7 protein-coding genes are annotated in these 14,599 nt (G+C 59.5%); 3 read left to right on the top strand and 4 right to left on the bottom strand.

Annotation, left to right across the window (positions count from 1 at the left end; all coding sequences use genetic code 11):
* The first annotated feature begins 24 nt into the window (after window positions 1–24).
* From BN2475_RS09050 to BN2475_RS09040, 3 genes are all read left to right on the top strand, one after another.
* A complete protein-coding gene (locus BN2475_RS09050) occupies window positions 25–5,634 on the top strand; it encodes a non-ribosomal peptide synthetase (protein ID WP_094779199.1) in 5,610 nt (1,869 codons plus the stop codon).
* 86 nt (window positions 5,635–5,720) lie between these two features.
* Window positions 5,721–5,936, top strand: a complete 216-nt coding sequence (locus tag BN2475_RS09045) for an MbtH family protein (RefSeq protein ID WP_094779198.1) — start codon at window positions 5,721–5,723, stop codon at window positions 5,934–5,936.
* A gap of 31 nt (window positions 5,937–5,967) precedes the next feature.
* Window positions 5,968–6,726: a thioesterase II family protein gene (locus tag BN2475_RS09040; protein ID WP_159444539.1), complete on the top strand. Its 759-nt coding sequence runs from the start codon at window positions 5,968–5,970 to the stop codon at window positions 6,724–6,726.
* Here BN2475_RS09040 and BN2475_RS09035 read toward each other — a convergent pair.
* From BN2475_RS09035 to BN2475_RS09010, 4 genes are all read right to left on the bottom strand, one after another.
* Window positions 6,700–8,574, bottom strand: a complete 1,875-nt coding sequence (locus BN2475_RS09035; protein ID WP_094779196.1) for a recombinase family protein — start codon at window positions 8,572–8,574, stop codon at window positions 6,700–6,702. The two genes, BN2475_RS09040 and BN2475_RS09035, sit on opposite strands and share 27 nt — an antisense overlap.
* Window positions 8,575–8,982: 408 nt before the next feature.
* Window positions 8,983–9,366 carry an IS66 family insertion sequence element accessory protein TnpB gene (gene tnpB, locus BN2475_RS36500; protein WP_143325757.1) on the bottom strand — a complete coding sequence of 128 codons (384 nt, stop codon included), beginning with the start codon at window positions 9,364–9,366 and terminating at the stop codon, window positions 8,983–8,985.
* Window positions 9,367–9,560: 194 nt separating this feature from the next.
* Entirely contained in the window at window positions 9,561–12,584 is a 3,024-nt protein-coding gene (locus BN2475_RS09015) for a Tn3 family transposase (RefSeq protein WP_094779193.1), read from the bottom strand.
* 60 nt (window positions 12,585–12,644) lie between these two features.
* On the bottom strand, window positions 12,645–14,429 hold the full coding sequence (locus BN2475_RS09010; protein ID WP_245841225.1) for a recombinase family protein: 1,785 nt from the start codon (window positions 14,427–14,429) through the stop codon (window positions 12,645–12,647).
* Window positions 14,430–14,599: the final 170 nt, after the last annotated feature.

The following is a 14,599-nucleotide window of genomic DNA, read 5'->3' as shown; positions in this document are numbered from 1 at the left end:
GCCCGGCGCTCTTCTGCAGCGGGCATGTCAGATGTCAAACAGGCTCTTGCAGCCCGCTTGCTGACAAGAAGAGGCAGTGCCGCCGAGCTCATAGCGCCCCTGCCCCCGGACACGCCACCGCCACTGGCCCTGGCGCAGGAACGTTTGTGGTTTGTCGATCAGCTGGCACCGAACACCTCCATCAACAATCTGGCCGGAGCGGCCCTGCTGGACGGGGCGTTGGACGCGATAGCGCTCCGCAAGGCTTTGACTGCGGTTATTGCCCGGCATGCCCCGTTGCGGTCGCGATTCGTCGCTATCGACGGCAAGCCACAGGTGAAGCTGGGCGAAGCCACCGATTTTCTATGGGCGACTCATGATTTCGCCGAACTGCCCGCCATAAAATCGGAGCAGCTCGCGATCCATGACATCGAAAGCTGGGCCCGTGTGCCTTTCAATCTGACCAATGGGCCACTGGTTCGCGCCCACCTTTACCAGCTCGCTCAGGACCGGCACCTATTTGGACTGGTCATCCATCACATCGCCTGCGACGGCTGGTCTTTGCAGATCATGATGCGCGAGCTCGCTGCGTTCTATGCAGTCGAAATCGCAGGAGCCGCGCCGCCGCCGCCGCTTGGCATTTCCTATTACGACTATGCGGCGTGGCAGCGGCACCAGTTCGATACGAAAGGAATTGCGCGAAAGTTGCACTATTGGCAACAGCAGTTTTTAACCCTGCCGCCACCCGCCTTCCCCCGGCCGGACACGCTATCCGGTCAAGCGGGCGCGCGCCAGACCATTCAATTATCGAGTGCACTGACCGAGCAGATGGCGGTTTTCTGCCGCGACCAGGGCAGCACTCCGTTCATGATTCTGTTGGCGGTCTTCAAGGTCCTGTTGCACCGCTGGGGTCGCGAAACCGATCTTTGCGTCGGGACGCCCGTGGCCAACCGTGACCGCAGCGATATCGAAAATCATATTGGCTTCTTCGTCAACTTGCTGCCGCTGCGCACCGATCTCGGGGGCAACCCTTCCTTTCGTACCGTGCTGGCACGTGTGCGCGCCACGGCCATGGCCGGCTTCAGCCACCAGGATCTGCCGTTCGAGGTGCTTGTACGCAATCTTCAGCCAGAATGGCAGAGCGGCTGGAGGCGGCTGGTCCAGGTGGTGTTTGCCTATCATCAAGCCAGTCCGGCCGCGGACCAGCGGTTATTGGCCCAAGGCTTGCGGTTCGCGCCCCGTGACGTGTACAACGGCACTGCCCTTTTTGACCTGATGTTATCAGTGCAGGCGGACCCGACCGGTGATCGCGTGACGCTGGAATACGCGATCGGCGTCATGGAACTTGAAACCGCCGGCCACCTGCTGACGGCTTTCCGCACCCTCCTCGCCGATGCGCTGGCGAGGCCTGACGTGCCGATTTACGCGCTGGCGTTGCATGATCGCGATAGCGTTATACGAGAAGCAGCGCGAGGCCGGCGACAGACAGTTCATCGGCCAGATCGCACCTTGCAATCAGCATTCTCGGCGGTAGCGGCGCGCGCTGGGCTGGCGCCTGCCGTTACCTGCGGTGACAAAACGCTGAGCTACGAGGAACTTGACCGGCGCTCAGACCGTTTGGCCCGGCTGCTCATGGCTCGCGGCGTAAAGCCTGAGGAGCGTGTAGGCCTGTGTCTCGAGCGCTCCGTCGAGTTGATTGTGGCATTGATCGGGATTCTTAAAGCTGGTGCCGCCTATGTTCCGATGGATCCGGCCTACCCGCCGGACCGGTTAGCATTACTGATCGAATTGTCAACTCCGACGAAGATTGTGACGCAGCGGGGCTTGCTGGCTGACGGCCCCGAGCTGATTTACATCGACGAGATGGAATGCGCTGTGCCGGATACTCCCCTGCCGGTCTGCCGTGTGGAAAATGCGGCCTATGTGATGTTCACCTCAGGCTCCACTGGAACGCCTAAAGGTGTCGTCGTGACCCATGGCGGAGTCTTGCGGCTGTTCGATGCAGCCGGGCCGCTGATCGATGCCGGTCCCGACGATAGCTGGAGCCTGTTTCACTCCATTTCCTTCGATTTTTCGGTATGGGAACTGTGGGGCGCCCTGCTTCATGGAGGCCGGCTAGTTGTGGTGCCGGCGCCGATCGCACGCGATCCGTTAGCGTTTCGCGACCTGATCTTAACTGCCGGTATCAGCGTACTCAACCAAACGCCTTCGGCGTTTCGCGGTCTGATGCGCTCTATACTCGATGACCACGCCGGACTCAACCGGCTGCGCCTCGTGATCTTCGGCGGCGAAGCGCTCTCCCCGGCGCTGCTGCGACCGTGGGTGGCAAAATTTGGCGCCGATCGGCCGAAGTTGATCAACATGTACGGCATCACCGAAACCACCGTGCATGTCACTCACTGGCAATTGACGGAACGGGATATCGTCAATAGCGCGACCAGCATCATTGGTCGACCGCTCAACGATCTCGACCTGTTCATAGTCGATGACCAAGGTCAACCCGTGCCGCCGGGCATGTCGGGAGAGATCATCGTCGGCGGCGCCGGATTGGCCCGCGGTTATCTCGACCAGCCCGGTCTGACTGCAGAGCGCTTCATCGCCTCATCGCTTTCCGCAGTCGGCGAGCGGCTCTACCGCACCGGGGACCTCGCACGCCGACTGCCGAACGGAGAACTTGAATTTCTGGGCCGCATTGATCATCAGTTGAAGAACCGCGGATTTCGCGTCGAGCCCGGTGAAATCGAGGCTGCATTGCGCGAGCATGAAGGTGTCGCCGACTGCGTCGTCTGCGATAAGCCCGGCGCGGATCGCGCTCGCAAACTTGTCGGATATGTTGTACCGCGAATGCTTGCCGGGAACGAAGGGGAGCGCACCGCTACGATCTCGCACTACCGCGAGGTTTTCGACAACGCCTATAGAATGGGCACCGACGATCGCGAACGCGTCCCTTTCAACACGGCGGGCTGGATCCACAGCGATAGCGGCAAGGCTATAGATGCGGCGGAAATGCACGAATGGGTCGATCAGACCGTAGCGCGCATCTTGGCGCTATCGCCGCGCAGCATACTGGAGATTGGTTGCGGACTGGGTCTGCTCGCACTACCGCTGACCGAAGCCGGCGTGTCTTATCTTGGCACCGACATCTCCTGGTGCGCGCTGAACCATGTACGTAGCCTCGCGGCAGAGCGCAGACTGGATCGGGCAGCATTCGAATTGCGAGCCGCTGACGACTTTTCTGGCCTCGCCAGTGGCTCCGTCGATGTCGTCGTCTTGAACTCAGTGATTCAGTATTTCCCCGATCAGACGTATCTGCAACGTGTGCTCGATAGCGCCCTCAATCTCGTCGGCGCCACCGGCACGGTGTTCGTCGGCGACGTGCCCAGCCTCCCGCTTATTCGTGCCTTCCATACGGCCGTGGCACGTCACCGGGCGGGTGCCGGCGCCCAAACGGGGGCAGTAGCAAAGGCGGTGCGCCAGGCCCTTGCCGACGAGCGCGAGTTGCGGGCCGCTCCTCTTCTCTTCGAAAGCATGGTGCCCCACGGTTATGCCGACATTCGTATCAAGCAAGGCCGGCACCAGAATGAAATGACGCGCTTCCGTTATGACGTCGTCCTCTATCCGATCGCAGGTCCCGCACTGGAACCGGAGCGGTCGCTGCTCTGGAGCGAACTCGACAATCCGCTGGAAACACTGACGCGGATATTTAAGCATCCAGGCGAGGCTCTAATCGAGATTCTGGCCGTGCCCAATCAACGTGTGTGGGCTGAAAATCTCCTCGCCGAATGGCTCGGGAAGGGACTGGAAGGCCATCTCGACTCACTGGTTGAGCATGCCGCAACGCTGGCAGAAGCCGCAGGCGCGGTCGATCCCGACGCCGTGCGTGATCTCGCTGAGCGCTCCGGTTACGCGGCTCGCATCGCCCCCTCCGCGAACGGCGGTCCAGCCGCGATGGACCTCCTGTTTTCGCGCGCCCCCCTTGATCCTCGCCGGCCGTGGCGGCGACCAATCGCCCGGCAAGACGCGATCCTCGTTAACGATCCCTTTCAGACTGGTCGGCGGCGGGAGCTGATTGCAGCATTGCGCGCCCATCTCGTCGCTCGTCTGCCCACGTATATGGTTCCCGACATTCTGATGCCGGTGCCGGCCCTACCTCTCACGACGAACGGCAAGCTCGACCTGCGGGCGCTGCCCCCCCCGGATTTCTCTCGCGCGACTGCGACTGTCGGCCGGCCGCCGCAGGGTGACGACGAACGCCGCCTGGCTGTACTCTGGCGGGCCTTACTCGGGACAAACACTATCGCGGCGACTGACGACTTCTGGGAACTGGGCGGCCACTCTCTGCTCGCAGCCCGGCTCATGTTCCAGATCGAAACCGAATTCGGAGTAAGGCTGCCGTTGATGACACTGTTTTCCGACTCAAGCCTCGGCGGCATGGCGAGCCTCATTTCCCAGGCTGCGGATTCAGTTCCAGGTGATCGTGATTCGGTCGATTTCTGGCGTCATGAGGCGCGCCTCGCTTCCGATATCGCACCGTCGACCCAATGTTCCGATCGCCGCGCCTTGTTGTTGACCGGCGCCACAGGGTTTCTCGGTACATATCTGTTGGGCGAAGCGCTAGCCGACGATCGATTCGAGGCCGTGTATTGCCTCGTGCGAGCTGCCGATGCAGTTGAAGGAAGCATGCGTCTTTCCGCGCGCCTGCAAGTGCGCGGCCTGTGGCGTGATCGCTTTGCCAGTCGCCTGATCGTCGTACCGGGCGATCTCGAACAACCCCTCCTCGGCCTGTCGGAAGCAAACTTCACAGCACTGGCCGATCACATCGGACTCATTCTGCACAATGGCTGCCGGGTCAATTTTCTCGAGCCTTACGATCAGTTGCGCGGTGCCAATGTGGCTGGAACCGAAGCTTTACTGCGCCTTGCCTGCACTGGGCCGGCCAAGCCATTCCATTACGTCTCCAGTCTCGGCGTGTTCGACGATGGCGATATGGACGCGCGCTACGGTATATTTGAAGAACGCAGGCCAGGTTGCCCGCATACACTCGATGACGCTTATAGCAAAAGCAAATGGGTCGCCGAAGAAATGGTGCGGACAGCCGGCGAGCGCGGATTGCCGACCACCGTCCTGCGTCCGAGCCGAATCGGTGGTCACAGCCGAACCGGGGATTGCCGCAGCGACGACCTGTTGTGGCTGGTGGTCAGGGCTGCGCTAGCCGTTGGCGCACTACCGGACTTGGACCTGCCGCTTGACGTAGTGCCGGTCGACTATGTGGCGCGGGCGTGCATCGCCATCGCGATTAGCGAAAAAGGCTCCGGACGTGCCCTCCATCTCAACAACCCGCACCCGCCCCGCTTTCGCATGATGGCCGGATGGCTCGCCGATGCTGGATATCAGCTAGATCTCCTGCCCTATTCCGAGTGGCGGGAGCGTGTTGTCACTCAGGCGCGTTCGCATCCGAACACGCTGAACAATGCGGTAGCGGTCCGTCTGGAACCGCTGCTGGCAACCACGGCGCCCGATGATATGGTCGCTGCCCGCTGTGCCTGGGCCGACTGCACCAATGCCCTGAAGCTGCTGGGCAACAGCATGGATCCCTGTCCGCAGCTTGACGGCAGCCAGATCGCGCGCTGCATACAAGTTTTGAAAGCCGGATAATTATTAACCATTCGTAACATACCCAAATGCGTAACGAAGCACGAACAGTAGAGTTCCTGAAAAGCTCAACAATACAAGGATTATCGATGTCCACATACGATGAAGACGATGCCACGACCTATACGGTTGTAGTGAACCTGGAAGCGCAGTATTCAATCTGGCACGCAGATCGCCCGTTGCCCGATGGCTGGTCAGCAGTCGGCAAAACAGGCTCCAAAACCGAATGTCTGAACCATATCGATGAAATATGGACCGACATGCGCCCGCTCAGCCTGCGGCGCGCGCAAGGCGAAACCGGTTAGAACACTGATGCCATTCGTCACGACTGACGCAATGTCAATTACTCGCTGGTTCTCCTGCGAAACTCCGCGTCCTGGGGCTGCGATGCGGCTGTTCTGCCTGCCATTCGCTGGCGGGAGCGCTCAGCTGTATTGGCGCTGGCCGCTGGCACTCCCCTCACTGGTCGAGGTATGTCCAGTCCAGTTGCCCGGACGGACGACCCGGCTCGCCGAGGCGCCTTTCACCCAGGTCCATGCAGCCGCTGAAGCCATTGCCAATGCATTGTCTCCACGACTCGACCGGCCCTACGCGCTGTTTGGCCACAGCATGGGTGCGTTGCTGGCGTATGAAGTGGCACGTTGCCTGCGGCGGCGCGGACTGCCGGTGCCTGCGCGGCTGTTCCTGTCGGCACATCGGGCACCGCACCAGCCAGCTCAGGAAGAGCCTTATCACCATCTGCCTGATGAGCAGTTTCTTTTCCGCCTCCGGCAACTTGGCGGGTTCCATCCGGAAGTCCTTGCCAACCAGGAACTGATGGCGGTAGTGCTCCCGACGTTACGAGCCGATCTGGAGCTATGTCAGACATATCAATACAACGATAACGACGGTCCACTCGATGCGGCATTTACGCTATTTGCCGGTAGCCGCGACCGGTTCGTCCCCGTTAGAGACGTCTCTGAATGGTCTCGACATACCAGCAGCCCTGTGCGCCTGCATGTCATTGACGGCGACCATTTTTACCTGACCGCAGCGGCCCAGACGCTAATGCTGATCGTGGCCGAAGAGCTAAGGGCAGTAGCGGACGCTTTGTGACAAAACCCGAAAATTCCCGCGCGACAGCGGCGATCGCCTCCTGCCTCGTGGTCCATTGGGCAACGAGAATGCCTTCATCGGCACTGTCACATTGGCGGGGTTGGTGGAGCTTGGCGGGTAAGATCGCGCCAGATGAAGAAAACCAGATCGCTCTATCACGGTCACCGGTTCCCTGCCGCGGTCATTATCGGGATAGCGGCCACCGCGTATCCGAGCGATACGCACCTCAGTGTGCCGCCCGCCGGTCCAATGGATTACAAGCACAGCTTCATTGGACGAGTCGTCCAGATCAATTACTACCTCCTGGATCAGAACCCGTATTATCCGTTGCCTGGTTCTCGGCGTGACGCCTGATGCGTTCCATGTGGTCGGCAAATCATGTGCGAGTGACATCAGTCGCGCCCGATCGATTTGCGGATTAGCAAGGACCTTCGCATCAAGCTGTTCGATGCGATTCTGCAGCTCAGCGACACGCTCAAGAGCGGCGTTCCATCGCGCTTCCAGCTCACGTGCAACCAGCCGTTTGCCAGGATCGACCGCTTCGTAGCGACGCTCTGCGAGCGAGGCTTCATAGCGCGCTTCCTCCGCTTCGCGCGTCAATGCTTGCCGCACCTCATCGTCCACGTGGGATCGCGTTTCACTCGCTCTGATTGCTGCGTCTATCGCATATGTCGATACCGCTTCCAGCAGTTGAGTCGCTATGGCCTTGTCGACACGTACGCCGCCGATGCCGATGCAAAGCCCGGCGCCAACGTGACTGTCGTCGCCCCGGCACTGGTAGCGGTGCGCTTGCCCCGATCTCATCCCATAGAAGACCCTCATCGTCCGGCCGCATCGACCACATCTTACAAGGCCGCCCAACAGCGCGCGACCACCTCGCGCAGATTTGCGAGACATTCGCTTTTGCATATGCGCATTCTCGGCAATCATTCGCTGGTTTTCCTCGAATTCACTCCAGGTGATGTAGCCTGGATGGTGATCTTTCAATAAGACGTTCCACGACTGCATGGGCTTACGGCGAGCGCTGCCTTTTCTCGCTCTCCCATCAACAATATGAGTCTCAGAACTCTTCCTGCCAAATACATAAGCTCCAGCGTAGACCGGGTGCTGCAGTAGCTTGATCACGTTGTGATAGGCAGGTGACTGCCACGCAATCCGGTTGCCGCCAACCGCGCTCTGCCTCAGAACGGGCAACTGGAGCTTCTCCAGCTTGGCCCACAGGAACACCTGACGGGCGCTTCCCAGCTCTCGAAACCGACGGAACACGAGGCGGATTGTTTCCGTGACGCGTTCATCCGGATCCAGTTCAATTTTCCCCAACTCATTCCAGCAGTATCCCGGCGGCAGTGAGAATCGAAGCTCCCCTCGTGTCGCTTTCGCATCGCGTGCAGCAATTCCACGCTCACGTAACAGGCTCAGCTCATACTCCGACATTGATCCTTTCAGGCCCAGTAAAAGGCGATCGTTCGTCAGCCGCGGATCGTGTACGCCATTGGGGTCAATGATTAGCGTCCCAGTCAAGGCACACAGGTCGACGAGGTGATGCCAGTCACGGCCGTTGCGCGCAAGTCGCGATGCCTCGATACAGAATACCGCACCAACTGTACCGCCGCATATTGCAGCCACAAGTTTCTGAAATCCCGGGCGCTCTGCAAGCCCAGAGCCTGAACGACCCAGGTCATCGTCTATTACGGTAACGTTGGCGAAACCGGTCTTGCGCGCGGACTCGGCAAGTTCGTACTGACGTCGCTTGCTTTCCGTATGGTTATGCACCTGACCAGGTGACGATTGACGAACGTATACGACGGCGTCGCGACCCAGATGCGCGGAGCTGATTCTAGAATTCATCGCCGACCTCCCGCGCCTGATCCACGTTCTCCACGGAGATGCCTAGCGCTTCCAGAAGCAGGTCGGCTACGGCCTGTATCAGTTCTTCGCGCGTTGGCGCCGGGAGGCGAAACACCGACTCCTCCCGTTCCAGTGACAGAGCCAGTTGCTTCCTTGGGGTCATCAACGACGGTCTCATCTGAATTACCTTCCCGTTTTCGAATCAAGGAAGACGATGATCCACCATCGGATGACAGCGTCGTTTCGCACGCGAGGACGTCTCGCAGTTCCATCAATGCGTTTAGGGCAACTTCTGGAAAACCCAGCGACATCGTTTCGCACCGCGTCTTGTCAAACATCCATCCTGGCAATTCCCGGGATAGTCCGTTGCGGACTTCGACATGAATCACTTTCGCGGCGCCATGTCCCTTACGACGAACCACCTGAAGTTGTTGGCCGTGCAATGGATGCCACGGATATTCCATTGTGACAAACTTCGATCGGTATGCTGAATGTTGCTTGGTCGCAGCGTCGGTTACGAAACACGTAGACGGCGCGTGCGAGCGGATCGAGTTGCATCGATTGCTCGACCAGCATCACCAGGCTGTTGATCCCGGCCCTGAAGTCGATCGGCTCGCGATGCAGGTAAATGCGCAGATCGGCCTCGAAGCGGAACATCAGTGCGCTCCAAGTGCCGCGATCATCGCGCTCACGAGTGACGCGTCCCCTCCCGAACATTGGAGCTCGATTACGACGCCGTTGGGCAGCGTCGCCGACATGCGCGCCGACCGCGCCGGTTGCGACGGTGAACATGCCAGCTCACGTCGCTTCGGCGTTGGTGACGTTTCAGGCCTTGTGAGCGGACCTTCCTGCGCGATCGACGCGACAGTGCGTATTTCGGCGAAGCCGAACAGAGATTTCGGTTGATGTCGAACAGGGTTTTCGCTGGAAGATGGGGTTGTAAGCCGGAACCGCAGAAATTTTTGAAGTCCTTTGATTTCAGGTGGTTAGAGAAGGTCGAGACCCGCAAGCATGGCCGCGATGTCGATCGGGTTCTCGTTGCGAAACGTGTAATGCCCGAGGAAGTGGATGTGCCGCCACGCCACCGGAGAAATCTTCTTCAGCATCGCGAGTGCCTTCTCATTTCCCTCCCGCTGGTAGCGTTCGAGCAGTTGTGAGAGCAGCACCGAGTTGAAGGCGGTCACGACATTGGCCAGCAGCCGGCCGCACTCGTTATTGATCGCAATGTCGTGATCGGTCTTGCCGATCAGGTGCTTTCTGCCACTGACCTCGGCGATGAAGCCGCGCAGCGCGTGATACGCTTCGATCCGGTTCTGCGAACGATGGACGTTGCGCTGCAGTTGTGGGTCGCGCATGTAGCGCAGCGTGTAGATGCTGCGCACGAGTTTATCGAACTCGAAGACGGCACGGCGCGTGCGGTGATGTGGAGACAATGCGCAAAGCTTGCGAACCAGTGCCTGCTGGCTCATTTCCTTCACGCTGAGTGACGCGATGATCTGTTCGAAGACACACGGATCGTCGCAGATGGCGGGCAAGTCGATCTGTCCAGCGGGTTTGATCAGGAAATCGTCGTACTGCTCGATGTCGTCGCCGCAAAACAGATGTTTTAGCTGTGCCTGCAGGTTGGTGAAGCGCGGCGCAAAATCCATCTCGAACCAGTACATGGCCGCGAAATTCATCTTGTTGATGCTGTGCATGTCTCCGGTGATAATCGTCGGCGCGATATCGGTCGTGTTGTGGTAACAGAGGTCGAAGACGTAATGGCTTTCGTGCTCGTGCGCACCGATGAGGTTGGTGAGTGTGGCAACGTGATTGGTGAGGGAGGTAAAGGCGACGACTCCCCGTTCGCGACCGAAATATTTGCGCGAGTGCCTCGCCTTTGCGGTCGGAGTGGCGGCAGCGAACTTCTGTCCGTCGATGGCACCGAAAAGCGCGCCAAGATCGCACGAGTAGTATTCGAAGATCGGTAATTGTGCGATGAAGTTGGCAACCCGGTCGTTGGCAGCCCGCAGTGTGGCCAGACGGCAGTACTGGCGATATGTTTCGTCGAGTGTGTGATACGGGATATCGCAGGTCTGGGACATGGCGAGATTGCCGAGATTGGTGGCCTGCGCAATAATCACCGCCATCAAGCTGTCCGCGTCGGCGATCTTCTTCGCGTAACGGGGTTGCAGGGGCGTCATCGTCGACAGGAAGCCGCAACGCTCATTCACAAACCGGATGATGTCGGCAATGTCGCGTAGCGGCAGCTTCGCGTAGAAGCTTTCCTGCTGTGTGGCGTTTTTGTCGGCCTTGGGTTTGCGCCACGTCAGGGTGCGGTGTTGCGCGTCGTAGTCAAGGTGTTTGAGCTTGCCCTGTCGCAGTTCATGGTCAAAGCGCTGCCAGAGTTTGCGAAGCTCGTCGCACAAAGCGGCGACGGTGACTTGTACCGGTTGGTCCAACCAGGCGAGATCCAGTTCGTCGAGCACGGCTGCCGTACGATCGGCAGGAACAAGATGGTCGCTGAACTGTCGATGCTGGGTACTGTCATTCAGATGCAGATCGCCACTATCGATGCGTTTGCGCAGTTGCCGGTAGACCCAGAATTCATAGCGATCGCCGCGAAGGGCTGTGGGCTGGCCCCGGTCGTCAAAGGTGAGCAGATACGGGCGCAGTCGCTCCGGGATTGTATTGGGAGGAATGTCGTCGATCGGTTGTCGGTCAAGGCGCTGCCGGCGAGCGAACACCCCTCGCATCCAGTGCAGGGCCGCTAACCATGGATCGTCGTTGCGTGCGCTCGAAAACTGGAGTGTCGTCGCCTGCGGCCGGAGCCGCGTGCGAATCTGCCCGGCGACCTCGTCGACGGCCTGCCAGCGCAGCTCCATCTGGCTGAGGGGCTTATTGCTCAACAGGCTGGCGACCTGCTGCAGGTCAGCCTTGGGCAGGATGCTGAATGCCTGATGCCGCACGGTTCCGAACGGCGTGACATCGTCGAGCGAGTCATCGACGTAGAGCTGCAGGAGCCTGCCGACCTGAGGTGTATCTTTCTGCCGCTGAAGCTTGGCGTGAATGAAAGCGTGATCGGCACTGGCCTTGCTGTCGTCTTCGAACTTCTTCGTGTGATGGCGCAGGGCATCGACGAGATTGTCGTTCAGCTGCCGATAGCGCTGCCAGGCGTAGCACAGCAGGTACAGGAATGACTGCCCGGGTTGCAGCTGACGTAGGTCATAGATGGTATAGAAATGTGCCAGGCTCGCGTAATACGCGATATTCTGCTGGGAGATACCGAGTTGGGGCAGGATGGGTCGGGCGGCGTTGTAGACGGGTTCGAGCGTGGCGCGCTTGCGGCGCTCGCGTCCCATCATGTGAGGTCCGAAATATTTCGCATCCTGCTTGATCGCAGCGAGTTCGGACAGGGACTCGTCGCGTACGAGCAGGCGTTGCAGCGCGGTCCTGACGTCATCGGTGATTTGCGCCTCGATCAGCGCGGCCAGTCGTTGCCGTTCTTCACGCAGCGCGGTACTGATGATCGTCTGGAAGGTGGTATGACCCGGCCGTACGATATGTTGCTGGTTCAGCCAGATGATGAGTTCGGTGACCACGAATGCGGGTGTCACATCGCGCCGTACCAGTTGTGCGGTGCGTTGCGTGAGTGACGGGCTGTCGTGCTTCGACCAGAGGCGAAAGCGGAACCGTGAAAGGATTTCGCGTCGCTGCGCGTAGATTTCCGCAGACCGGATGGGTCTTGGCGAAAGCGCCTGTTGAGGGAAATAGCGTTCGCGCAGGTATCCCGCATCGTCCAGCGGAAGTTCCGTAAACGTAAAAAACGCCCGCGTGGCCTTGAAATAGCCGGTTTGCAGCAGACAGAGTATTTGTTCGTTCAGGCCGCGGCGCCGTTGCGCGAGCGCCAGTTCGTCGGCGGTGAAGGCAAAGTACTCCGCGCGCTGGAAATCATCGAATTCGGGGCGGTCATAGAGCGCTTGCCGTTCTGCTTCGGGCAGCAGGGTGAGATGGTCGTTGTGGGCGCGCATCCAGAGGCGGAAGAAACTGAAAGGGCGCCATTTTAAAGTGTGACGGACCAATAATTAATATTATCGGGCTAGCCACTTTGTTTCATGTAACCTTTGATGATGAAAACGCGTCACACCCGACGTCCTGCCGCAACACCTGCTGAACCCGGGTTTCCGGATGCCGATGCGCTTACGCCGCCTACAACGTTGCATACTTTTCGCTCCTTCGTCTGAATCGTTCGAATTTTCGGTGCTGCGAACCGGCGGCTGCGGATCGACGCGGAACACAACGACGATTTCGTCCTTGTGGATTTCGACGCGCTTGACCAGACCAAGAACGATCCTGCGTTTGGCTTCAAGGTCAATCGCATCCAGCTTTTCAGTGACGGCGGCTGCGAATTCCTCAAGCCGGTTAATGACGAGAAACAGCTCGCTTTGCATCGCGCCGTGGCGCCGCGATTCCTGGATCTGCTGTTCAATCTGTTCGAGCCGACTCTTCAACTGCTGGATCCTTGGCTCGAAGTCGGCCTTGTCGATGATACCGTCGGAGTAGCTGTCGATCAGTCTCGATTTGCCCTTTTCGAGCTGAAGCCGCTGCTTTTCCAGGCTGGCGGTGTCGAAGCTGCGCTTTTCGTTACGCTCCATCACGTCAAGTCGACGTTCATACTCTTCTTTCAGTCGCTCGGGATGTCTGAGCAGTTCCACGACCTGATGCCATACAAGCTCGTCGAGCTTGTCCGTTCGTACCTGCGGGTTGTCGCAAATACGTTCGCCGCCGAACCGGAAGGCGTCGGTTCCAACGCAGCGGTAATAAGCGTAATCCCGCTGATGTCCTTTGGCTGCAGCCTTGCTCACTTTCTTCGCATAGAAGGCGTAACGGCAGTGTCCGCAAACAGTGAGTCCCTGCAGCAGGCGCAGCGGCGCGTTATCACGGCGCTGGCGTGCCAGCTTGCGGTTCTCGGCAAGCTGCTCCTGAACGATGTCGAACAGTGCTTCGCTAACGATCGCCGGCACAGGGATTTCGATCCACTGCTGACGGTCCGCACGTTTCGCTGAATACGGTTTCCTGGGCACGTCGGCGCTGTGGCGCTGGGCACGCACGCGGACCGGATGATCGCACACCTGCGTTTTGCCAAACGCAGCCCGTCCCATGTAAGCCGGATTGCGCAAGATGCCCCATACCACGCTGCGGTCCCAGTACGGCTTGCCCGATGCCGTCACGATACCCGCCTCGCCAAGCCGGCGTATCACGTCTCCGAGACTCAGGCGCTCCAGCCCAACCCACTCGAACATCGCCTTCACCGTGGCCGCCTGCGGCAGTTCGATGACGTACTGGGCAGGCGTTCCATCGAGCTGTCTTCGGATATAGCGGTATCCATAAGGCGCCCCTGACAGCACATTGACGGTACCGCGTTTCGCACCGTGAAGTTTGCCGCGACGGTTACGCTCTCCGATCTTTGCCCGCTCGTATTCCGCAATCATGCCTTGCATCTGCAGCAACAGCGACTCTTCCGGCGTCGTGCCAATAGCGTGATTGAGAAACACCACCTGTACGCCGCACGAAGAAAGCTCTTCCAGCAGTAGCGCCTGGTGCGCATATTTGCGCGCCAGCCGGTCTGGCGAGAGGATGTACAGCCGATCGATCGTCCCGAACGCGGCCGCGTCGCGCAGTCGCTCCAGGTGTGGCCTGACCAGCGTTGCACCGCTCACCCCAGCATCAACGAAGCACATGTCCTCCACAATCTGCGCTCCGTCGGCCTGAATTCGCTCTTTCAATGCGGCGATCTGACTGTCTATCGTGCCGCGTTTGCTTTGTTGTTCGGATGATACCCGCGCGTAAAGCGCGACCATGGCAGCGTTGCTCATCGTTTCCCCCGCTTCACGGCCATCACCATTGCCGGCTTTGCATCCGACAAGTGCCTCGTGCTTCGGGCATCTCTCGGACTGAGTTGCTCGTAGGTCTTCTCCAATTGCTCGTTGGAATAGCGGTTCGGCTCGAAAGCGAGACGTACTCGCCAATGTTTGCGTCGTCCCCG

Source organism: Paraburkholderia ribeironis, from assembly GCF_900019265.1.
GTDB lineage: Bacteria > Pseudomonadota > Gammaproteobacteria > Burkholderiales > Burkholderiaceae > Paraburkholderia > Paraburkholderia ribeironis.
The sequence above is the reverse complement of the archived record's forward strand: the minus strand, read 5'-3'. Positions and strand labels throughout refer to the sequence as shown.

Bases quoted from the DNA above. Each gene is read 5' to 3' on its own strand.
- BN2475_RS09050 (WP_094779199.1), top strand. From the start codon at position 25: ATGTCAGATGTCAAACAGGCTCTTGCAGCCCGCTTGCTGACAAGAAGA.
- BN2475_RS09045 (WP_094779198.1), top strand. From the start codon at position 5,721: ATGTCCACATACGATGAAGACGATGCCACGACCTATACGGTTGTAGTG.
- BN2475_RS09040 (WP_159444539.1), top strand. From the start codon at position 5,968: ATGTCAATTACTCGCTGGTTCTCCTGCGAAACTCCGCGTCCTGGGGCT.
- BN2475_RS09035 (WP_094779196.1), bottom strand. From the start codon at position 8,574: ATGAATTCTAGAATCAGCTCCGCGCATCTGGGTCGCGACGCCGTCGTA.
- tnpB (WP_143325757.1), bottom strand. From the start codon at position 9,366: ATGTTCACCGTCGCAACCGGCGCGGTCGGCGCGCATGTCGGCGACGCT.
- BN2475_RS09015 (WP_094779193.1), bottom strand. From the start codon at position 12,584: ATGCGCGCCCACAACGACCATCTCACCCTGCTGCCCGAAGCAGAACGG.
- BN2475_RS09010 (WP_245841225.1), bottom strand. From the start codon at position 14,429: ATGAGCAACGCTGCCATGGTCGCGCTTTACGCGCGGGTATCATCCGAA.